Source organism: Nocardioides phosphati, from assembly GCF_014646375.1.
Taxonomy (GTDB): Bacteria; Actinomycetota; Actinomycetes; order Propionibacteriales; family Nocardioidaceae; genus Nocardioides; species Nocardioides phosphati.
Map to the genome: position 1 here is coordinate 18,466 of NZ_BMNI01000010.1, position 21,039 is coordinate 39,504.

The following is a 21,039-nucleotide window of genomic DNA, read 5'->3' on the forward strand; positions in this document are numbered from 1 at the left end:
CGCGCAGTGCTCACCCCGACGTCGTACGCCGGCGACCTCCGGCCGGGGAGAGCGCGGCGCGGTTGTAGCACCAGCCGTAGAAGAGGAACATCGCGATCCAGGTGGCGAGGACCAGCAGGTAGCCGATGGTGAAGGCGGCCGCGGGGATGTTGTCCTTCTTCTCGCGCTGGAGGAACTTGCTCTCGAGCTGCGTCTTCACGGTCGCCCCGTCGGCGACCAGGACCTGGCGGCCGGTGGCGGCCTTGATCGCCGGGTCGTCGGGCGCGTAGATCGGGAACGAGACCATCTGGCTCGGCGCGCGGTGCAGGCGGAGCAGCGTCTTCCACGGGCCGTAGATCGGCACCGGGTCCTTCGTCGTGTACTGACCGGGCTTGCCGGTCGGCTCCAGGGCGGTGCGCACGATGCCGGGGACGTGGGCGGAGGGGTCCGTCGGGACGTTGTCGCCCGCGCCGTGGCGCGGGTTGCCCTGCCACGACAGCGCGTAGAACCAGATCGCGTCCTTCGCCATGTCCTTGCCGTGGAAGGTGAGCGTCACCCTGGCGAGGCAACGCTGCTGCCCGTCGCACGCCTTGCCGCCGGTCGAGACATCGCTGTAGGTGACCGTGCCGGAGTAGGTGTCGCCCTCACGCGGGACGGCGAAGGCACTCATCAGGCCGACGAAGATGACCAGGCCGACCAGGCCGAAGCCGCGGTACGGGAGCTGCCTGGGGTCGGACGGCGCCTCCGCAGCGGCGGCGAGCCGGATCCGGCTGAGCATCCACAGGGCCATGAACCCACCGCCGACACCGGCCACCGTCGAGACGGCGAGAAGGAACGGCAGCGCGTCGGCGTCGAACGGCTGCGGGAGCGGCATGAAGACCTTCGACCAGAGCCACTCGGCGTACATGCCGAGGGAGCCGACGAGGAGGCCGGAGAGCAGGGCGAAGGGGATGGCGCGGTTCGTGCGGTTGGGCCGCAGGGCGAGCCCGACGAGCTCCACGATGACCGCCGACGGCACGAGCAGGAGGAACCGCGCGAGCAGCACGTCCGGGAGCACGTCGATGGTCACCCAGAGGAAGGCGTGGACCAAGAGGTAGCCCCCGGCGACGAGCAGGGCGCCACCCGGGCCGACCCACAGCCGGACGGATGTGCAGATCCATGCCGCGAGGAAGCCGAAGATGAGGAACTCCGTCACCGCCGGGAACTGCGGGACGCCGAGGTCGAACTCCATCAGGAAGGCGAACGGGATGCCGCACAGAGCGATCGCCAGGCCGGTGACGACGCGGTGGCCGAAGATGCGTCCCATCAGCGCACGCTCGCCGACGGTGCCGATCTGGGCGGCCTCCGCGAGGAGCAGCGGGATGCCCAGCACGAAGGTGACGGCGCCGCCGATCATCATGGTGTGGGTCGGCCCCCACTCGGTGACGTCCTGGCCGAAGAAGCGGTGCCAGAAGTCGTCAGCGGGGAAGCCGACGAGCGCGATGAGACCGGCGCCGGTGATGATCACCGCACCGAGCGGCACCCGCCAGCCGGGCGCGAGGCGGATCGTGTGCCGGGGGAGCGGGTCGCGTGCGAGCGCCATCGACAGGATGCCCGCGTGGCAGAAGCCGAGGATCCCCAGGAAGATCGGGTAGTGGCTCGGGTTGGCCAGCGGCCCTGCGTCACGGCCCTTCTGCATGTGGATCGGGACGTCCCACCACACGCCCCAGGCGCAGGAGAGGATCGAGACCAGCCCGAGCACCGCAGGAAGTGCCACCCAGCGCGGCAGGCCGGAGATCTTCGCGGCCCAGTCGGCCAGCGCACCCACGGGATTCGGCTTGTCGAGCCGCTCCATCAGGGTGACCCAGCCGAAGAAGAGGATCACCACGCCGGCGATGCCCGCGGCGATGAGGATCTCGTGGAAGGCAGCACCTCCGGCGGGCGGTGTGGCGGGTGCGGCGAGCGTGATCGGCATCGTGCCTCCTGGCGACGGGTTACTGAGCCCCACAATGGCGCTTGTCACACGCCGCGGGAAGCACTTCGGGGCGTTTCGCGGAAAGACGAAGGCCCGCACCCCTCGCGGGGTGCGGGCCTTCGTGGTGGAGCGTTGGGCGTCAGACCTCGAACTGGGCAGCCTCGATGCGCGCCTTGATGTCGCCGAGGAAGCGGTACGCGTCCGCGCCGTCGATGAGGCGGTGGTCGTAGGTGAGCGTCAGGTAGGCCATGTGGCGGACGCCGATCGACTCGCCGGCCTCCGGGTCGTCGATCACGACAGCGCGCTTGACGACGGCACCGGTGCCGAGGATCGCGACCTGCGGCAGGTTGATGATCGGCGTGTCGAGCAGCGCACCACGCGAACCGAGGTTGGTGATCGTGAACGTGCCACCGGCGAGGTCGTCGGGGGTGATCTTGTTGGTGCGGGTGCGCTCCGCGACGTCGGCGATCTTCTTCGCCAGACCAGCGACCGACAGGTCGCCGGCGTCCTTGACGACCGGGGTCAGCAGGCCCTTGTCGGTGTCGACGGCGAAGGAGAGGTTCTCGCGGTCGAAGTACGTGACCTCGTTCTTCTCCGAGTCGAGCTGCGCGTTGAGCTTCGGGTGCTGCTTCAGCGCGTCGGCCGCAGCCTTGGCGAAGAACGGCGTGTAGGAGAGCTTCACACCCTCACGCGCCAGGAAGTCGGCCTTGGACGCCTCGAGGATGCGGGCGATGCCGGTGACGTCGACCTCCATCACGCAGGTGAGCTGCGCAGCGGTCTGCAGCGACTCGACCATGCGCTTGGCGATGACCTGGCGCAGGCGCGAGAGGGGCTCGGTCTTGCCGCGCAGCGGGGAGGCGGCGGCCGGAGCGGCGGTCGCGGCGGCGGCCGGGGCCTCCGCGGCGGCGGGAGCCTTGGCCGCGTCGAGGACGTCCTGCTTGCGGATGCGGCCGCCCACGCCGGAGCCCTTGAGCGTCGACAGGTCGACACCGTGCTTCGCGGCAAGCTTGCGCACCAGCGGCGTGACGTACGACGGGGCGTCGCCGCCGGCGGGAGCCGCCGGGGCAGCGGGGGCAGCGGGGGCAGCGGCGGCGGGCGCCGGGGCGGCGGCCGCGGGAGCAGGGGCGGCCGGGGTGGGCTCGATCGGCTCGTTGGCGGGCGCCTGCGCCTCGTTCTGCGTCGGGGGCTCCTCCGCGGGAGCGGCGGAGGCCGGGGCAGCCGGGGCCGGGGCAGCCGGGGCGGACGCGCCGTCACCGACGACGGCGAGCTCCGCGCCGACCTCGACGGTCTCGTCGACCTGGACCTTGATCGCCAGGAGCTTGCCGGCGACCGGGGAGGGGATCTCGGTGTCGACCTTGTCGGTGGAGACCTCGAGCAGCGGCTCGTCGACGGCGACGTCGTCGCCGATCTGCTTGAGCCAGCGGGTGACGGTGCCCTCGGTGACCGACTCGCCCAGGGCGGGCAGGGTCACGGAGGTGCCGTTGGCGGAGCCGGCGTCGGAGACGGCCGGGTTGTCGGCGGGCTCGGGGGCCGGGGCCTCCTCGGTCGCGGCCGGAGCGGCAGGGCCTGCAGGAGCGGCCGGCGCCTCGGCCGCGGGAGCGTCGGCGGCAGGGGCGGCAGGGGCGGCGGGAGCGGCGTCAGCCGGGGCAGCGGCGCCGTCACCGGAGCCGACGACGGCGAGCTCGGCGCCGACCTCGACGGTCTCGTCGGCCTGGACCTTGATCTCGAGCAGGGTGCCGGCGACCGGCGAGGGGATCTCGGTGTCGACCTTGTCGGTCGAGACCTCGAGCAGCGGCTCGTCGACCGCGACGGTGTCGCCGACGTTCTTCAGCCAGCGGGTGACGGTGCCCTCGGTGACGGACTCGCCCAGCGCGGGCAGCGTCACGGAGGTGCCGGAGGCGCCACCGGCGGGCGCGGCCGGGGCTGACGGGGCCTCGGGAGCGGCGGGCGTGGCGGGGGCCTCGGGGGCAGGAGCCTCAGCAGCAGGGGCCTCAGCGGCGGGGGCCTCGGGCGCGGCAGGGGCGGCCGGGGCAGCGCCCGCTTCGCCGTCGGCACCGACGAGCGCGAGGACGGCGCCGACCTCGACGGTCTCGTCCTCGTTGGCGCGGATCTCCACCAGCGTGCCCGCGACGGGCGAGGGGATCTCCGTGTCGACCTTGTCGGTCGAGACCTCGAGCAGCGGCTCATCCACTGCGACCGTGTCACCGACCTGCTTCAGCCAGCGGGTGATGGTGCCTTCCGTGACGGACTCTCCGAGTGCCGGCAGGGTGACTTCGGTGGCCATGTGCGTCCTTTGCTCCAGTTCTCCCGGGCCTCTCTCAGCCCGGCTCAGCCGCGTGCGGGAACCATCTTTGCACTAACAGCCTCACGGCTGTCACGGGCATGCGGGACACTCGCACCATGGGACTGTTCCGCCGCCGTACGACGGGTGTGTCGACGCCACAGGACGAGGCGCACCTGCTCGAGTTCATCCGCACGCGGCGTGGTGTGGAGGGGTTCGTGGAGCCCCCGACGGTGATCAGCGGCATCACCCTGCTGCTGGTCGCGCACGACGGCGAGTGGACCCGGCGACGGGTCCCGTCGGTGCAGTGGGCGCACCGTTTCGCCAACAAGCACAGCGTCCCGTCGTACGACGCGGCGGTGGTCGGCATCCCGCAGAGGATGCGTGACTGGAACGCGCGCCAGAAGCCGTAGCGGCCTCAGGCGAGCGCGGCGACGTACTCCACGAGGGTGCTGACGCCGAAGCCGGTGCCACCGGTCGTGACGTGGCCGGCAGGCCCGCCGGAGGCCCACGACGGGCCCGCGATGTCGAGGTGCGCCCAGGGGCGGCCGTCGACGAACTCGCGGAGGTACGCCGCGGCGAAGAGGCCGCCGCCCCAGCGCACGCCGTCGTAGTGGGCCAGGTCGGCGATCTTGCTGGAGCGGACCCGCTGGGCCATCTCCTCGGGGATCGGCATGCGCCAGACCGGCTCGCCGGCGAGCTCGGAGGCGGCGGTCAGGTCGGCAACGACCTCGTCGTCGCCGATGAGGCCGGCGATCTTGTCGCCGAGCGCCATCACCATCGCGCCGGTGAGGGTGGCGATGTCGACGATCGCGTCGGGCTCCTCCTCGGCGGCGAGCGCGAGCGCGTCGCAGAGCACGAGGCGGCCCTCGGCGTCGGTGTTGACGATCTCGACGGTGGTGCCGTTGCGGGCGGTCATCACGTCGCCGGGACGCATCGCCGCGCCGCTGATCATGTTCTCCGCGAGGGGTGCCCAGGCGGTCACGCGGACGGGCAGCCCGAGCCGGGCGATCGTGGCGATCGCCGCGACGACGGTGGCGGCGCCGGCCATGTCGGACTTCATCGTGGTCATCGAGGACGACGGCTTGATCCAGTAGCCGCCGGTGTCGAAGGTGATGCCCTTGCCGACGAGCGCGACGTGCCTCGTGGCGCCCGCGGGCTCCCACGACAGGCGGACCATGCGCGGCGCGTGTGCGGAGCCGCCGCCGACGGCGAGCACGCCGCCGCAGCGCTCCTCGCGCAGGCGCTGCTCGTCCCACACCTCGGCGGTCACGCCCTCGGGAAGGCTCTCGACCATGGCGCTCGCCAGGGACGCGGGGAACAGGTCGTTGGCCGGCGTGTTGACCCAGTCGCGCACCTGCGCGGTCGCTGCGGCGACGAGCTGGGCGCGCTCGAACGCGGCCACCGTCTCCTTCTGGCGCGCGGTCGGGGTGAGCACGATGACCTCGGGGGCGTCCTTGGCCTCCGCCTTCGAGTCCTTGCGGTAGCGGTCGAACGTGTAGCCGCCGAGCACGTGGCCCTCCGTCACGGCGGCCACCAGAGCAGGCTCGGTCGCCGGCAGGGCGAGCGCGACCGTCGCGGCGTTGGGCACCGAGCGGGCGGCGGCGCCGGCTGCGCGGCGTACGGCGTCGGGGGTGAGCGCCTCCTCGGCGCCGAGCCCGACGAGGACCAGCAGGGGAGTGCCCAGGGTGCCGGCGGTGGGCACCTTGGCGGTCTCGCCCGCCTTGCCGGTGACGCCGAGCGTGGCCAGGAGCGGGGCGAGCTTGCGGCCGTAGGCGGCTGCGACGTCTTCACCGCCTGCTGCGAGCACCGGGCCCTTCGCCGACTTCACGACACCGACGACGACGGCGTCGGCCTTGGTCTTGGCGGGGCTCGCGCTGCGCAGGATGTAGGTCGTCACGCACCGGAACTTACTCGTTGTAGGTTCAGCGCCATGACTGACCTGCTGACCTCGCCGCTCCACGACCGTCACGTCGCCCTCGGGGCGAAGTTCTCGGAGTTCGGCGGCTGGTCGATGCCGCTGCAGTACCCGTCGGGCGTCGTCGCGGAGCACGACGCCGTGCGCAACGCCGTCGGCATCTTCGACGTCAGCCACCTGGGCAAGGCCATGGTCACCGGCCCCGGTGCCGCGGCGTACGTCAATGCGACGCTGACCAACGACCTCGACCGGATCGGTCCCGGCCAGGCGCAGTACACCCTCTGCTGCGACGAGGAGACCGGCGGCATCGTCGACGACCTCATCGCCTACCTGCAGGACGACACGCACGTCCTGCTGATCCCCAACGCCGCCAACACCGCCGAGGTCGTCCGCCGGCTGCAGGCCAAGGCGCCCGAGGGCGTCAGCGTCACGAACCACCACGAGGAGTACGCCGTCCTCGCCGTGCAGGGCCCGAAGTCCGACGAGACGCTGGCCAAGGTGGGCCTGCCGACGGGCCTCGACTACATGGCCTTCGTCGAGGCGGAGTTCGAGGGCACCGGGATCGTGGTCTGCCGCACCGGCTACACCGGTGAGCGTGGCTACGAGCTGGTCGTCAAGAACGCCGCCGCCGGTGCTGTCTGGGACGCCCTGATGGCCGCGGGCGAGGAGTTCGGCATCGCGCCGTGCGGCCTCGGCGCCCGCGACACCCTGCGCACCGAGATGGGCTACCCGTTGCACGGGCAGGACATCTCGCCGTCCGTCACGCCCAACGAGGGTCGCGTCGGCTGGGCCGTCGGCTGGAAGAAGCCGGCGTTCTGGGGCCGCGACGTCCTGCTCGCGGAGAAGGAGGCCGGCCCGAAGCGCATCCTGCGCGGGCTGGTCGCCGCCGGCCGCGGCATCCCGCGTCCGCACATGCCGGTGCTGCTCACCCATGACCTCCGGCTCGGTGAGGTCACCTCCGGCACCTTCTCGCCGACGCTCAAGAAGGGCATCGCGCTCGCGCTGCTGGCCGCCACGATCGAGGAGGGCCAGCAGGTCATGGTCGACATCCGTGGTCGCGCCGAGGCGTTCGATGTCGTGAAGCCGCCGTTCGTGGAGACGTCGGTCCGCGAGGGCTGATCGTTCTCGGTGGCGGGGGCTGGTCCGGCGCGCTGCGCCGGCCACCTGCCCTCCCTGGTTCGGCGTCGGCCGCGACGCCCTGCGTGGTCACCCTCGGCGCGGCCGGCGCCGAAGCCTCAACGCTCGGGCAGGCACCCGGCTCCGCGCGCCGCACCACCACGGCGTACGCCGCGCCGCAGGGTCAGGCGAAGAGCGCGGCGAGGACGAGCGTGGCGGTGAACGTCGTCTCGACGACCGCGCCGTAGACGTCGCCGGTGGTGCCGCCGAAGCGGGCGACGGCACGGTGGGCGAGCAGGTGGCCGACGGCCGTGCCGCCGAGCGCCGCGAGGACGAGGGCCTCGACGTGCGCCGGCTCCATCCAGCCGGGGAGGCCTAAGAGGCCGGTGCCGGCGACGACGAGCCCGATGGCGAGCACCAGGCCGAGGGCCAGTTGCCGGGTGGAGACGCTGCCGGCCATCGTGACACCGAGCCCGTCGGCGCGAGCCGGTGAGAAGCGGGGGCCGCACAGGACCGGCAGCATCGTGCGGCTGGCCACGAGCGCGACGACGACGGCGGCGAAGCCGCGCCCCGACGCGACCAGGTCGCTGAGCGCCACGACCTGCAGCAGCAGGACGACGACCAGCGACGCGACACCGAACGGGCCGATGTCGGACTGCTTCATGATCTGCAGCGCGGGTTCGCCACGGCGTCCGCTGCCGAGGCCGTCGGCGACGTCGGCGAGGCCGTCGAGGTGCATGGCGCGGGTGAGGACGGCGAGCGCTCCGACCACCAGCGCGGCGAGCAGCGCGGCGGAGCCGTGGCCCCAGCGCCACGCCAGCTGCAGGGGGACGCCGACCACCAGCGCCAGCGCGAACCCGGCGAGCGGGGCCAGGGTCATCGCCCGTCCGGCGACGATCCGGTTGACGAGCCGCGGTGGGTTGACCGGGAAGACCGTGAGCGTGCCGAAGAGGAGCCGCAGCGGGTCGAAGAGTGCCGGCCGCAGCGGCCGCGTGGTCGGTCCGCCCGAGGCGCCGCCGGCTCCTCCGAGGTCGCTCACAGCCGCACCTGACGCCCGGCGACGCACCAGACCACGTCGTCGACGACACGACCGAGCGCGGCGTTGAGCGCGCCCATCTCGTCGACGAAGCGCCGGGTGCCCGGGTCCGCCGGCACGACGCCCTGGCCGACCTCGTTGGTGACGAGCACGAGCTCGCGGCCGGCGCCGGCCACGGTGTCGACGAAGTCGGCGACCTCTGTGCGCAGGCCCTCCGCCCCGCGGGACCAGCCCTCGTCGGTCCAGCAGTTTTGGGCGTCCATCAGACGCGTGAGCCACAGCGTCATGCAGTCGACGAGGATCGGCCCGCCTGGCTCCGAGACGAGGCGCGCGACGTCCATGGTCTCCTCGACCGACCACGACGCGGGGCGCCGCGCCCGGTGGACAGCCACGCGCTCCGCCCAGTCGGTGTCGTCGGCGGCGGCGGGGTAGCCCGTGGCGACGTACGTCGTGTCGGGGCGGTCGAGCAGCAGCGACTCGGCGTACCGGCTCTTGCCGGACCGCGCGCCACCGATCACCAGGGTCTTCACGCCGGGGAACCTACCTGCTCTGCCTCTAGGGTGGCCTCATGAGCCAGTTCGACCCGTCGGGAACCCGTTCGACCGAGACCAAGCCGTGGCGCTGGCGGCTCGAGGACGGCGCGGGCGGCGAGGTCGCCGCGCCGGCCGAGCTCGCCGACCAGACCTTCGCGAGCCAGGCCGACGCGGAGTCGTGGGTGGGGGAGTTCTGGCCCGAGCTGGCGGACGCCGGCGTCGGTGCCGTGACGCTCTTCGAGGCCGACCGCCAGGTCTATGGCCCGATGTCCCTCGAGGCGTGACCGCAGCCCTTCCTGCCGACGTCGCGGAGGTCTGCGCGACCTGGCTGGCGCTCGTCGACGACCTGGCTCCCGGGCTCGTCACGGGCCTGCATGTGCGCGGAGGCCTCGGCTTCGGTGAGTTCGTCCCCGGCACGAGCGACGTCGACATGGTGGCCGTCCTCGCGCGCCGACCGGACGACGGCGATGTCGCTGCGCTCGAGGAGTCCCACGAGCGGCTCGGCGAGTCCGGCCCCGGGGCACCGCTCGACGGATTCCACCTCTTCGCGGGCGACCTCGCCGGCGACCCCGACGACTGCCCGGACCTGCCGTGCATCCTCCACGGGTGGTTCGACCCGGCGGGCCGGTTCGACGTCACGCCCGTCGGCTGGCACGAGCTCGCGCACCACTCGATCGCCGTACGGGGTGAGCTGCCCGCGGTGTGGACCGACGCGACACGCCTGCGCGCCTTCACCCGCGGGTGCCTCACCGGTGAGTGGCGCGGCATCGCCGAGTCCCTCGAGAAGTTCCCCGCCGAGTCGGCCACCGAGGAGGCGAGCTGGCACGTGCTCGGTGCAGCACGCATGCACCACCTGCTCGTGACCGGCGGCCCGACCTCCAAGTCGGCCGCCGGCCGCTGGGCGCTCACTGCGATGGAGGAGCGGTGGCACCCCGTCCTGCGCGAGGCTCTGCGGATCAGGGGAGCCGGGGACGACGCCGCGATCGCGCCGCAGTACGCCGACCCGGCCGACCGCGGCCGCGACGTCGCGGCGTTCGTGGCGCACGTGGTTGCGTCGGCCTGAGCCGTCCCTGACCTAGGCTGAGCGTCGTGCAGACCTATCTCGACCTCCTGACCCGCGTCCTCGAGGAGGGCACCGAGAAGGGTGACCGCACCGGCACCGGCACGCGGAGCGTGTTCGGCCACCAGATGCGCTTCGACCTCTCGGCCGGTTTCCCGCTGCTGACCACGAAGAAGATCCACACGCGCTCGGTCTTCGGCGAGCTGCTCTGGTTCCTCCGTGGCGACACCAATGTCCGCTGGCTCCAGGAGCGCGGCATCACCATCTGGGACGAGTGGGCCGACGACAACGGCGACCTCGGTCCGGTCTACGGCGCGCAGTGGCGCTCGTGGCCGGCTCCCGACGGCCGCCACATCGACCAGCTCGCGAAGGTCATCGACCAGATCCGCACCAACCCCGACAGCCGCCGCCACATCGTGAGCGCGTGGAACCCTGCCGAGGTCGACAACATGGCGCTGCCGCCGTGCCACTCGCTGTTCCAGTTCTACGTGGCCGACGGCAAGCTCTCGTGCCAGCTCTACCAGCGCTCGGCGGACATCTTCCTGGGCGTGCCGTTCAACATCGCGTCGTACGCCCTGCTGACGCACATGGTCGCCCAGGTGACCGGCCTCGAGGTCGGCGACTTCGTGCACACGCTCGGCGACGCGCACCTCTACTCCAACCACGTCGAGCAGGCGAGGCTCCAGCTCACCCGCGAGCCGCGCGCGCTCCCCACGCTCGTGCTCAACCCCGACGTCAAGGAGATCGACGCGTTCGAGCTCGACGACATCGCGGTCGAGGGCTACGACCCGCACCCCGCCATCAAGGCCCCGATCGCCGTATGACGACTCCCGCGGGCCGCGAGGTCACGATGGTCGCCGCCGTCGCCGACAACGGCGTGATCGGCGGCGAGGGCGACATGCTCTGGCACATCCCCGAGGACTTCGCGCACTTCAAGGCGACGACGATCGGCCACACGCTGATCATGGGCCGCACCACCCACGAGGGCATCGGCAGGCCGCTCCCGGGACGCACCACGATCGTCCTCACCCGCGACCCCGCGTGGAGCGACGAGGGCGTGCTCGTCGCGCACTCGATCGAGGAGGCGCTCGCGCTCGCCGACACGCTGCCCGGCGCCGTCATGATCGGCGGGGGAGCGGCCGTCTACGACGCCGCGATGCCGTACGCCGACGTGCAGGTGCTGAGCGAGATCCCGCTCGCTCCCGAGGGCGACGCCCACTACCCGGCGTTCGACCGGGCGGAGTGGGTCGAGGAGCGTCGTGAGCAGCGCGACGGCTTCGTCATCGTGTGGTGGCGGCGCGCCGTGGAAGGCACTCCGACCGTTTTGGCCTGATTGGCGCCTCAGGGTGGCTAATGTTCCGCCCATGCTGGAGCCAGCCCCCGGAGTCGAGTTCGGCCGTTACGTCATGGTCGGGCAGCCGGCGTACCACGGAGCGGGTTCGCTCGTCGCCGCGCGTGAGGCGCGGTCGGGCGCCCGCCGCACCCTGTGGCTGGTCATGCCGCACGTCGTCGCGGAGCCCGAGCAGCGCGCGCCCGTCGTGAGCGCGGCGCTCGCGCTGAGGAGGCTCGCGTCGCCCCACCTCGTGCAGCTCCACGAGTTCGGGGAGGTCGACGGCCAGCCGTTCTTCGCCACCGCCCCCCTCGACGGCGTGGACCTCACCCAGGTCTGCACCCCCGACGGCATCCCGCCCGAGGACGCCCTCGACCTCATCGCCCAGGTCGGCACCGGCATCAACCACCTGCACCACGCCGGCCTGGTCGACGGTGCGCTCGGCCCGGGTCGGGTGCTGGTCGAGGACCGCGAGGGCGGCATCCACGCCTCCGTCGCCCACGCCGGCATCCTGCCCGTCCTGATGTCGAGGAGCGCCCTCTTCGGCAGCCAGAAGCAGGAGGCGCTCGACTTCGGTGCCCCCGAGGTGCACCGGGGCGAGGCTCCCACCGTGCGCTCCGACGTCTACTCCCTGGGCTGCCTGCTCTGGCTCGCCCTGACCGGCGAGCCGCCCTTCGCGTCGTACGCCGCCCACGGCCCGGCGCCGATCCCGCAGGTCGCCGGCGACGGCCCTGTGGAGCAGGCGATCAACAGCGTCCTGCAGCGCGCCCTGGCCAAGGACCCCGCCGACCGGTACCGCGACGCCGCGGCCTTCGTGGCCACCCTCCGCTCGATCGCCGCACTGGCGCGCGAGGGAGTCGTCGGCGAGCTGCCCGCGCGGGTGGTCCCCCGTGGCCCCGGCGAGCCGGACGTGCAGGTCGCGTTCCCGGCGGCGCCCGCCACCCACCGTGCCGAAGCTGCGGGCGAGGAGGAGTCGGCTGCCCCCGCGCCTGTCGCCGAGGCCCCCGCGACGCCTCGCGCCGCGCCTCCCGCCGAGCAGGAGCCTGCGTCTGGACCTGCTCCGGCGGCGTCGCCGGCACACAGGGCCGCGCATGCGGCGTTCGTCCCCGAGCCCGGGCTGGCCGCGGCGTGGGAGCCCCCTGCGGCTGCCGGCGAAGCCGCCGTCGTGCCGGCCGTCGTGCCCGCCCTGCTCACCGAGGCGCCGGAGGCGGAGCCCGATCGCGCGCTGAAGGAGGCGATGCGGCACTGGGCGGCGCGCACCTCCGCCCAGCGCAAGCTGCACGGCCCCCGCACCGGACGCCGCGTCCTCCGGGCCGGCGCAGCCGCAGCCGTCGTGGGTGCCCTCGCGCTCGTGACGGTCTGGGGTGCCCGCCACACCGACCTCCTCGACCGCACGGAGCCCGCCTCGGCCACGAGCACGTCGGCCAGCACCGTGCCCTCCGCGACCGCCCCTGGGGCGGAGACGCCCGCCCCCCTCGAGCGGCTCTTCCCGATCGCCGGCGCGAAGGTGTGCCGCTTCGACACCGAGCAGGCCGCCCACCGCATCGAGCGGTGGACCTGCCAGCGCACCGGCTACCGCGTGGTCCTGACCCACTGGGACAGCCACGCCAGCGCCCGCGACCTCGTGCCGCACGGAGGCGCTGGCGGCGTCCGCGAGCGGTGGATGCTGCGCGGCACCCACGCCGGCACCCAGTGGACCTGGCGCTCGGCCGCCGGGCCGCGGCCCTACCGCTGGACCGGGGTGTACGCCGACGTCCCGTACGCCGTCGTCATCGAGGCCTCGAGCAAGGCGCGTCGCCGCGAAGCACGCGCGCACGTCGTGATCCATCCGTCCACCGTGCTCGGCTGACCCACACCCGTCGCCTCCGGGCGATAACCTTGGGCCATGACTGCTCCCGCCGCCCCCTTCGGCCGTGTGCTGACCGCGATGGCAACGGCGTTCACGCCGGCCGGCGAGCTCGACCTCGACGCGATCGTGCGCACCGCGACCCACCTCGTCGACAACGGCCACGACGGCATCGTCGTGTCGGGCACGACGGGCGAGTCCGCGACCACGACGATCGCCGAGGACGGGCAGACCCTCTCGGCGGTGAAGGACGCGGTCGGTGACCGCGCGAAGGTCGTCGCCGGCATCGGCACCAACGACACGCGCCACACGATCGAGCTCGCGGAGCAGGCGGCCAAGCTCGGCGCCGACGGCCTGCTGCTCGTCACGCCGTACTACAACAAGCCCTCGCAGGCCGGCATCGTCAACCACTTCCAGCAGGTCGTCGACGCCACCGACGTCCCGGTGATGCTCTACGACGTCCCCGGCCGCACGGGCACCAAGCTCGCCCCGTCGACGTACGAGGCCTTCGCCGGAAACGAGAAGGTCATCGCCGTCAAGGACGCCGCAGGCGACCCGACCCAGGCGACGTTCCTGCGCTCGCTCGGCTACGCCGTCTACTCCGGCGACGACGGCCTCACCCTCGGCTTCCTGGCGTACGGCGCGTGTGGCGTCGTCTCCGTGCTCGGCCACGCCGCCGGCAAGGAGCTCAAGGCGATGATCGAGGCGTTCCTCGCCGGCGACCTGGCCACCGCGCAGGAGATCAACGCCCGCCTGGTGCCGGCCAACAACGCCGTCATGGGCGTCGCCAACTACGGCGCGACGACCGCGAAGGGCGCCCTCCAGGCGCTCGGCGTGCTCGACAACCGCGCCGTCCGCTCGCCGTTGCTGGCCCTCGACGAGGACGAGTACGCCGCGCTGCGTGCCGGCCTCGCCGCCTCCCAGCTGATCTGACCGTCACTCCCGTAAGGACCTCATGAGCCACCCGCACCTCGAACTCTCCGCCCCTGCCGAGCTCCCCGAGGGAGCCCTGCGCGTCATCCCGCTGGGCGGCCTGGGTGAGGTGGGCCGCAACATGACGGCCTTCGAGTACGCCGGACGGCTGCTCATCGTCGACTGCGGCGTGCTCTTCCCGGAGGAGAACCACCCGGGCGTCGACCTGATCCTCCCGGACTGGTCCTCCATCCGTGACCGCCTCGACACGGTCGAGGCGCTGGTGCTGACGCACGGCCACGAGGACCACATCGGCGCCACGCCGTACCTGCTGCGCGAGCGGGGCGACATCCCGCTCGTCGGCTCCGAGCTGACCCTGGCGCTGCTGGGGTCGAAGCTGCGTGAGCACCGCCTGCGCGAGACCGTGCACCACAAGGTGAAGGAGGGCGACCGGGTCTCGTTCGGCCCCTTCGACCTCGAGTTCGTCGCGGTCAACCACTCGATCCCGGACGCGCTGGCCGTCGCCATCCGCACCGGCGCTGGCATGGTGCTGCACACCGGCGACTTCAAGATGGACCAGCTCCCGCTCGACGGCCGCATCACCGACCTGCGTGCCTTCGCGCGACTCGGCGAGGAGGGCGTGGACCTCTTCATGACCGACTCGACCAACGCCGAGGTCCCCGGCTTCACGACGGCCGAGCGCTCCATCGCTCCGGTGTTCGACCGGGTCTTCCACCAGTCGTCGCAGCGGATCATCGTGGCCTGCTTCGCCTCGCACGTGCACCGCGTCCAGCAGGCGCTCGACGCCGCTGCCGCCCATGGCCGCAAGGTGGGCTACGTCGGCCGCTCGATGGTCCGCAACATGGCGATCGCCGAGGAGCTCGGCTACCTCAGCGTGCCCGCCGGCGTCCTCGTCGACGCCAAGGAGCTCGCCAAGCTGCCTCCGGAGAAGCAGGTGCTGATCTCCACCGGGTCCCAGGGTGAGCCGCTCTCGGCCCTCTCGCGGATCGCTCAGCGCAACCACCACTTCGTGCACATCGAGGAGGGCGACACCGTCGTCTTCGCCTCGTCGCTGATCCCCGGCAACGAGAACTCCGTCTACCGCGTGATCAACGGCCTGGCCCGCTGGGGTGCGAACGTCGTGCACAAGGGCAACGCCAACGTGCACGTCTCCGGCCACGCCTCGGCCGGCGAGCTCCTCTACTGCTACAACATCGTCAAGCCGCGCAACGTGCTGCCTGTCCACGGCGAGATCCGGCACATGCAGGCCAACGCGGCCCTGGCCCGGGCCACCGGCATCCCTGCCGAGCACGTCGTGATCGCCGAGGACGGCGTGGTCGTCGACCTGGTCGACGGCAAGGCGCAGATCGCCGGCAAGGTCGACTGCGGCTACGTCTTCGTCGACGGCTCGTCGATCGGCGACATCACCGAAGCCGACCTCAAGGACCGCCGCGTGCTGGGCGAGGAGGGCTTCATCACCGTCATCACGGTGGTCGACCTCCAGGCCGGCAAGGTGCTCTCCGGGCCCGAGATCCACGCCCGCGGCTTCGCCGAGGACGAGAGCGTCTTCGACACGATCAAGCCGCAGATCGTCGACGCGCTCGACAAGCTGCTGGCCGAGGGCGTTGACGACCAGCACCAGCTCCAGCAGGCGGTACGCCGCACCATCGGCCGCTGGGTCGGCACCAAGGTGAAGCGCCGCCCGATGATCATCCCGGTCGTCATCGAGGCCTGAGCACTCCGGCCCGGCCGGCCGGCCCGCCGCCCGGCCCGGCCGGACTGTCAGGCCAGCAGGCCGGCAACGATCAGCGCCTGCCCGAGGTGGTAGGTCACCATCACCATCAGGTGGCCGCGGGGGAGGGGAGCGACGAACCGGTCCCGCGCGAGGATCGAGTCGCTCGCCACGAAGACGGCGCCGCCGAGCATGACGAGCGGCAGGGCCGTGGCGAACCCGAACGCCAGCATCGTGGCGATCACCAGCGTGTAGAGCGCCACCGGGACGGCCAGCGCAGGGCCGTCGGTGCGCCAGGCGTTGGGCAGGACGTCGCGCGTGAAGAGGAGCGCAGCGAGCATCAGGGCGCCGAAGATCAACGGGCCGGCGCCGTGCGCGGCGTCGCGGAAGCCGCTCCACGAGGCGCCTGCGTCGACGAAGACGAGCAGGTAGGCGAGGTGCCCCACGAGGAACGCCGCCAGCCCGAGCTTGAAGCGCGTCACCGAGCCCGAGAGCAGGAAGACGTCACCGAGCAGGCCGAACCCCAGCGCGACGAAGAGCCAGGGGCTGAGGAAGAAGTCGACGTACCTGCCACCGCCGATGATGTCGCCCCCACTGGCCAGCACACGGTCGTCGGCGAGCACCGCCACCACCGGCACGGCCAGCAGTGCGAGGGTCGCCAGCGGCTTCAGCACCGCCTCCGCCCGGCGGTCGCCCCGCGCGACGGCGATCCAGTCGGCGAGGGCGACGAGGACGAAGAGGGACCACGCGGCGTACGTCATGGGCGGATCTTGGCAGAACGGACACGGCGACACGCACTCCTGTGGTCCCTGTGACCAGTGGGGCGATCGCCTAGGGTGCTGAGCATGGCGACCCGTACGTCTTCCCCGACGGGTTCGCGGAGCAAGAGCACGTCTCAAGCCTCGCGTTCCCGTAGTACCGGCAGCCAGGCCAAGCGACCCTCGACGTCCGCGCGCAAGCCCTCCCAGGCCCGCCCGGCACCGCGAGCGGTCCGCAGTGGACCTGGCCCGATCTTCCGTGCCTTCCAGGCCCTCTTCCGCGCGCTCGTCGCGATGTGGATGGGCCTGGCTGCGGGCATCGGCTCGATCGCGCGCTCGATCGGCCACACGGCTGGTGAGCTCGAGCCCGAGCACCGTCGCGACGGCGTCGGACTGTCGCTGATCGGGCTCTCGCTCGTCGTCGCCGCTGCCGTCTGGTGGGACCTCCCCGGATCGGTCATGGAGGGCACCCGCACGGTCGTCGCCGGCTCGGTCGGCAAGGTCGCCTGGTTCGTGCCGCTGGCGCTGGTCTTCATGGGCTGGCGCACGCTGCGCGACCCCGAGCGCAACGGTCCCGCCGGCCGCCAGGTGATCGGCTGGTCGGCGTTCCTCTTCGGCATCCTGGGCATCGTCGACATCGCCAACGGCAGCCCCGCACCGGGTGACGTCGCCGGGCTGCAGCAGGCGGGTGGCGCGGTCGGCTTCGTCGTCTCCTCGCTGCTCCTCGACCTCCTGCAGTCGCCGTACGTCGTGGTGCCGCTGCTCGCGCTCGTGGCCGTGTTCGGCGTGCTCGTGATCAGCGCGACGCCGGTCTACCTGATCCCCACGCGCCTCCGCGAGCTGCGTGACACGCTCCTCGGCACCCACCACCTGCCGGCTGACGACGCCCGCGGCCTGCCGCGCGGCCGCAACCACACGGTGGGCGAGCTCGAGCCGTTCGAGACCCCGGTGCTGGAGGACCGCGAGGTCAAGAAGCGCAAGCGCCTGGCGACCGGCATCACCGAGGCCGACGCCGTCGACGTGGCCGCGTCGTTCGACACCGCGACCCCCGACGAGGAGCCGACCGGCCCGATCGCCGGCCTGGTGTCCCGGGTGAGCCCGAAGCCGAAGGCCAAGGCCGAGAAGGCCGACGCGGCCGACCTCGAGCCGCCGCCGCACTCCCAGCTGCCGCAGCGCGTCGAGCAGCTCTCGCTCTCCGGCGACATCACCTACACGCTGCCCGACTCCAAGGTGCTCAAGGCCGGTGACGCCCACCAGGCCCGCACCAAGGCGAGCGACGACATCGTCCACCGCCTGCAGGGTGTGCTCGACGAGTTCGGCATCGACGCCCAGGTCACGGACTACACCCGTGGCCCGACCGTCACGCGCTACGTGGTCGAGGTCGGCACCGGCGTCAAGGTCGAGAAGATCCTCGGCATCCAGAAGAACATCGCGTACGCCGTCGCCTCGGCCGACGTCCGCATCCTCAGCCCGATCCCCGGCAAGTCCGCGGTCGGCGTGGAGATCCCGAACCCGGACAAGGAGATCGTCACCCTCGGCGACGTGCTCCGCTCGGGCAACGCCCGCAACAGCCACCACCCGATGGTCGTCGGCCTCGGCAAGGACGTCGAGGGCGGCTTCGTCGTCGCGAACCTCGCCAAGATGCCGCACCTGCTCGTCGCGGGCGCCACGGGCTCCGGCAAGTCGTCGTTCATCAACTCGATGATCGCCTCGATCCTCATGCGGGCGACGCCCGACGAGGTCCGGATGATCATGGTCGACCCCAAGCGCGTCGAGCTGACGGCGTACGAAGGCGTCCCGCACCTGATCACGCCGATCATCACGAACCCGAAGAAGGCCGCCGAGGCGCTCGAGTGGGTCTGTCGCGAGATGGACATGCGCTACGACGACCTGGCCAACTTCGGCTTCCGGCACATCGACGACTTCAACAAGGCGGTCAAGGCCGGCCAGGTCGAGCTCCCGGCAGGCAGCGAGCGCGTCCTCGCGCCGTACCCGTACCTGCTGGTGGTCATCGACGAGCTCGCCGACCTGATGATGGTCGCCCCGCGCGACGTCGAGGCCTCGGTCGTCCGCATCACGCAGCTCGCGCGTGCCGCCGGCATCCACCTGATCCTCGCCACGCAGCGTCCCTCGGTCGACGTCGTGACCGGCCTGATCAAGGCCAACGTGCCGTCCCGCCTCGCGTTCGCCACCTCCAGCCTCGCCGACTCCCGCGTCGTCCTCGACCAGCCGGGTGCGGAGAAGCTCGTCGGCCAGGGTGACGGCCTCTTCCTCCCAATGGGCGCTTCCAAGCCGATCCGGGTACAGGGCTCCTGGGTGGGCGACAAGGAGATCGAGGAGGTGGTCCGTCACGTGAAGGGCCAGCTCGAGCCGACGTACATCGAGGAGGTCACCGCGCCGGCGAAGTCCGACAAGGTCCTCGACGACGACATCGGCGACGACCTCGACCTGGTCATCCAGGCAGTGGAGCTCGTCGTGTCGACGCAGTTCGGCTCGACCTCCATGCTCCAGCGCAAGCTGCGTGTCGGCTTCGCCAAGGCCGGCCGCCTCATGGACATCCTCGAGAGCCGCGGCATCGTCGGCCCGTCCGAGGGCTCGAAGGCCCGCGACGTCCTCGTGAAGCCCGATGAAGTCGATTCCGTCATCGCGACCCTGCAGGGGGAGATGTGAGCACCAACCACGCCATGCCGCAGCCGGAGGCCCCGGAGCCGAAGGGCACCCGCGAGCCCACGGGCTCGATCGTGCTCACGGCCGCGCCCGACGCCGTCGAGGTGCGCCGCAACGGCGGCCTCGCCGCGCTCCTCGGTGGCGCGTCGTGCGCCGTCGCGATCGGCTACCTCGCCCGTGCCGCCTCGACGGGCGCCGTGCTCGACTGGGGCCTCGCGGTCGTGCTCGGCGTTCTGGGTGCGTACTACCTGCACGGCTTCGTCGACGCCCGTACGCCGCTGATGGTGGCCGACACCCAGGGTGTCCGGATCCGCCTCGGCCGCGCCTGGCGCGGCATCCCCTGGGGCGGCCTCGCCGCCGTCGAGGTCACGCCGCGCAACGGCGTCGCCCGCGACGGCCGGCTCACGCTCGTCCCGCGCAACGCCGAGAAGGTGCTCGCCTCCTTCGACGCCTCCGGACGCCGCCAGGGCCGGTTCGCGGAGCGGCTCTACGGCTCACCGTTCGCCGTGCCGCTGGGCCTGTCGACCCGGGTCACCGGTGTCTCCGCTGCCAACGGCGACGACCTGACCACCGCCCTGCGCCAGCTCGCCGGCAGCGGCGCCCGTGTCGTCGAGCTGGTGCCCGAGCACGCGTCGCCGGCCGAGCCGGTCGAGGTCGTCGAGACCGCCGAGACCGAGGCGCCCGGCCGCAAGCTCCCCGACCCGCGGCCGGTGGTCGCCCACGCGATCTCGACCGTCTCCGACACGCTGAAGAGCCGGGCCGACGCCCGTGCCGAGCGGCGTACGGCGAAGGAGGAGGCAGCCGAGGAGGCACGCATCGCCGCGGAGGCTGCTGCGGTCGAGGCTGCGACGCCGGTCGACGCCTCGCCGACGCCCGCCCCGATCCGCGAGGCGCGCGCCGCGCGTCGTGCCGAGCTCAAGTCCGTCGCCGCTCCGGCCGCCGACGACATCGACGGCCGCAAGCTGCGCCGCCCGGGCTCGGTCGACCTCGTCGAGGAGAAGCCGACCTGGGGTGACCGGGTCCGTCCGCTCGCCCGGGTCCGCGACGCCGTCGAGCCGCTCGTCATCGACGACTTCGCCGTGCAGCCCGCACCCGACCCGGTCATCGGCCCGGAGCTCAAGGCCGCCCGCACCCGCATCGGCCTCAGCGTCGAGCAGCTCGCGGAGCGCACCCGGATCCGCCCGCACGTCATCGAGTCGATCGAGGTCGACGACTTCGTGCCGTGCGGCGGCGACTTCTACGCCCGGGGCCACCTCCGGACCCTCGCCCGCGTGCTCGGCGTCGACGTCGACCCGCTGCTCGCGACGTACGACGAGCGCTACGCCGACGCCGAGATCAACCCGCGCCGCGTCTTCGAGGCCGAGCTCGCCTCCGGCATGACCGGCGGCCTGCGCCCGATGAAGGGTGGCCCCAACTGGTCGGTCCTCGTGGCGGCCGTGATGGCGGTCGTGCTCGCCTGGTCGATCGCGCGCCTGGTCATGGACGACCCGGCCGAGGTGCGCACCCCGGCCGGTCCCTCCATCGTCACCGGCCCCGACGGCTCGGGCGTGCCGAACTACATCGGCACGCAGCCCGTGAAGCTCCACCTCGAGGGGCTCGAGGACGGCGCGAAGGTCGTGGTCCGTGACGACGACGGCAACGTGGCGTTCCGTGGCGACATCGGCCCGGCGGCCGGCCAGGAGCTCACCGTGATGCCGCCACTGACGGTGAAGGTGCTCGACCAGGGTGCTGTCCAGATCACCATCAACGGCAAGGACAAGGGCGTCCTGGACGGCGCGACCGACACCAAGGTCAGGACCTTCAAGCCGAAGCAGTGACCCCACCTCGCACGACGCCCCGGGGGCGGCAGGACATCGTCCTGCCGCCCCCGCTGCGTTGCGGGGTGTGCCCGAGCCCGTGACGGGTACGTCGTCCATG

17 protein-coding genes are annotated in these 21,039 nt (G+C 72.4%); 11 read left to right on the forward strand and 6 right to left on the reverse strand.

Going from position 1 to position 21,039, the window contains the following annotated elements; all coding sequences use genetic code 11:
• Positions 1-10: 10 nt before the first annotated feature.
• Entirely contained in the window at positions 11-1,933 is a 1,923-nt protein-coding gene (locus tag IEX47_RS15340) for an ABC transporter permease (RefSeq protein WP_188784898.1), read from the reverse strand.
• A 139-nt stretch (positions 1,934-2,072) separates the two neighbouring features.
• On the reverse strand, positions 2,073-4,217 hold the full coding sequence (sucB, locus tag IEX47_RS15345; RefSeq protein WP_188784899.1) for a 2-oxoglutarate dehydrogenase, E2 component, dihydrolipoamide succinyltransferase: 2,145 nt from the start codon (positions 4,215-4,217) through the stop codon (positions 2,073-2,075).
• A 116-nt stretch (positions 4,218-4,333) separates the two neighbouring features.
• Here sucB and IEX47_RS15350 point away from each other — a divergent pair, with 116 nt between their 5' ends.
• The gene (locus IEX47_RS15350; RefSeq protein ID WP_188784900.1) at positions 4,334-4,627 is read left to right on the forward strand and encodes a hypothetical protein; all 294 of its coding nucleotides are present in this window, start codon (positions 4,334-4,336) and stop codon (positions 4,625-4,627) included.
• Positions 4,628-4,632: 5 nt separating this feature from the next.
• On the opposite strand, the gene IEX47_RS15355 is transcribed toward IEX47_RS15350, so the two are convergent.
• Complete coding sequence (locus IEX47_RS15355; RefSeq protein ID WP_188784901.1) at positions 4,633-6,114, reverse strand: leucyl aminopeptidase; 1,482 nt, start codon at positions 6,112-6,114, stop codon at positions 4,633-4,635.
• Positions 6,115-6,147: 33 nt separating this feature from the next.
• Between IEX47_RS15355 and gcvT the strand changes: the two genes are divergently transcribed.
• Complete coding sequence (gene gcvT / locus IEX47_RS15360; protein ID WP_188784902.1) at positions 6,148-7,251, forward strand: glycine cleavage system aminomethyltransferase GcvT; 1,104 nt, start codon at positions 6,148-6,150, stop codon at positions 7,249-7,251.
• Between the two features lie 181 nt (positions 7,252-7,432).
• On the opposite strand, the gene cobS is transcribed toward gcvT, so the two are convergent.
• Together cobS and IEX47_RS15370 are read right to left on the reverse strand one after the other, a co-directional pair.
• Complete coding sequence (gene cobS, locus IEX47_RS15365; protein ID WP_229662922.1) at positions 7,433-8,287, reverse strand: adenosylcobinamide-GDP ribazoletransferase; 855 nt, start codon at positions 8,285-8,287, stop codon at positions 7,433-7,435.
• Entirely contained in the window at positions 8,284-8,814 is a 531-nt protein-coding gene (locus tag IEX47_RS15370) for a bifunctional adenosylcobinamide kinase/adenosylcobinamide-phosphate guanylyltransferase (RefSeq protein ID WP_188784903.1), read from the reverse strand. Before IEX47_RS15370 ends, cobS begins: the two co-directional genes overlap by 4 nt.
• A 38-nt stretch (positions 8,815-8,852) precedes the next feature.
• Here IEX47_RS15370 and IEX47_RS15375 point away from each other — a divergent pair, with 38 nt between their 5' ends.
• From IEX47_RS15375 to IEX47_RS15405, 7 genes are read left to right on the forward strand one after another with little or no spacing between them, the layout of a single operon-like run.
• Entirely contained in the window at positions 8,853-9,101 is a 249-nt protein-coding gene (locus IEX47_RS15375) for a hypothetical protein (RefSeq protein ID WP_188784904.1), read from the forward strand.
• Positions 9,098-9,880 (forward strand): aminoglycoside adenylyltransferase domain-containing protein, encoded by a 783-nt coding sequence (locus IEX47_RS15380; RefSeq protein ID WP_188784905.1) that lies wholly within the window; start codon positions 9,098-9,100, stop codon positions 9,878-9,880. Before IEX47_RS15375 ends, IEX47_RS15380 begins: the two co-directional genes overlap by 4 nt.
• A gap of 26 nt (positions 9,881-9,906) precedes the next feature.
• Positions 9,907-10,701 carry a thymidylate synthase gene (locus IEX47_RS15385; protein ID WP_188784906.1) on the forward strand — a complete coding sequence of 265 codons (795 nt, stop codon included), beginning with the start codon at positions 9,907-9,909 and terminating at the stop codon, positions 10,699-10,701.
• Positions 10,698-11,210, forward strand: a complete 513-nt coding sequence (locus tag IEX47_RS15390) for a dihydrofolate reductase (protein WP_188784907.1) — start codon at positions 10,698-10,700, stop codon at positions 11,208-11,210. Before IEX47_RS15385 ends, IEX47_RS15390 begins: the two co-directional genes overlap by 4 nt.
• Before the next feature lie 31 nt (positions 11,211-11,241).
• Positions 11,242-13,056 carry a serine/threonine protein kinase gene (locus IEX47_RS15395; protein WP_188784908.1) on the forward strand — a complete coding sequence of 605 codons (1,815 nt, stop codon included), beginning with the start codon at positions 11,242-11,244 and terminating at the stop codon, positions 13,054-13,056.
• A 36-nt stretch (positions 13,057-13,092) separates the two neighbouring features.
• The gene (dapA, locus tag IEX47_RS15400) at positions 13,093-13,986 is read left to right on the forward strand and encodes a 4-hydroxy-tetrahydrodipicolinate synthase (protein ID WP_188784909.1); all 894 of its coding nucleotides are present in this window, start codon (positions 13,093-13,095) and stop codon (positions 13,984-13,986) included.
• A gap of 22 nt (positions 13,987-14,008) precedes the next feature.
• Positions 14,009-15,700 (forward strand): ribonuclease J, encoded by a 1,692-nt coding sequence (locus tag IEX47_RS15405; protein WP_188784910.1) that lies wholly within the window; start codon positions 14,009-14,011, stop codon positions 15,698-15,700.
• A gap of 47 nt (positions 15,701-15,747) precedes the next feature.
• On the opposite strand, the gene IEX47_RS15410 is transcribed toward IEX47_RS15405, so the two are convergent.
• Positions 15,748-16,458 (reverse strand): lysoplasmalogenase, encoded by a 711-nt coding sequence (locus IEX47_RS15410; RefSeq protein ID WP_188784911.1) that lies wholly within the window; start codon positions 16,456-16,458, stop codon positions 15,748-15,750.
• Positions 16,459-16,542: 84 nt separating this feature from the next.
• On the opposite strand from IEX47_RS15410, the gene IEX47_RS15415 reads away from it, so the two are divergent.
• The gene (locus tag IEX47_RS15415) at positions 16,543-19,125 is read left to right on the forward strand and encodes an FtsK/SpoIIIE family DNA translocase (RefSeq protein ID WP_188784912.1); all 2,583 of its coding nucleotides are present in this window, start codon (positions 16,543-16,545) and stop codon (positions 19,123-19,125) included.
• Positions 19,122-20,939 carry a helix-turn-helix domain-containing protein gene (locus IEX47_RS15420; protein ID WP_188784913.1) on the forward strand — a complete coding sequence of 606 codons (1,818 nt, stop codon included), beginning with the start codon at positions 19,122-19,124 and terminating at the stop codon, positions 20,937-20,939. Before IEX47_RS15415 ends, IEX47_RS15420 begins: the two co-directional genes overlap by 4 nt.
• The last annotated feature ends 100 nt before the right edge of the window (positions 20,940-21,039 follow it).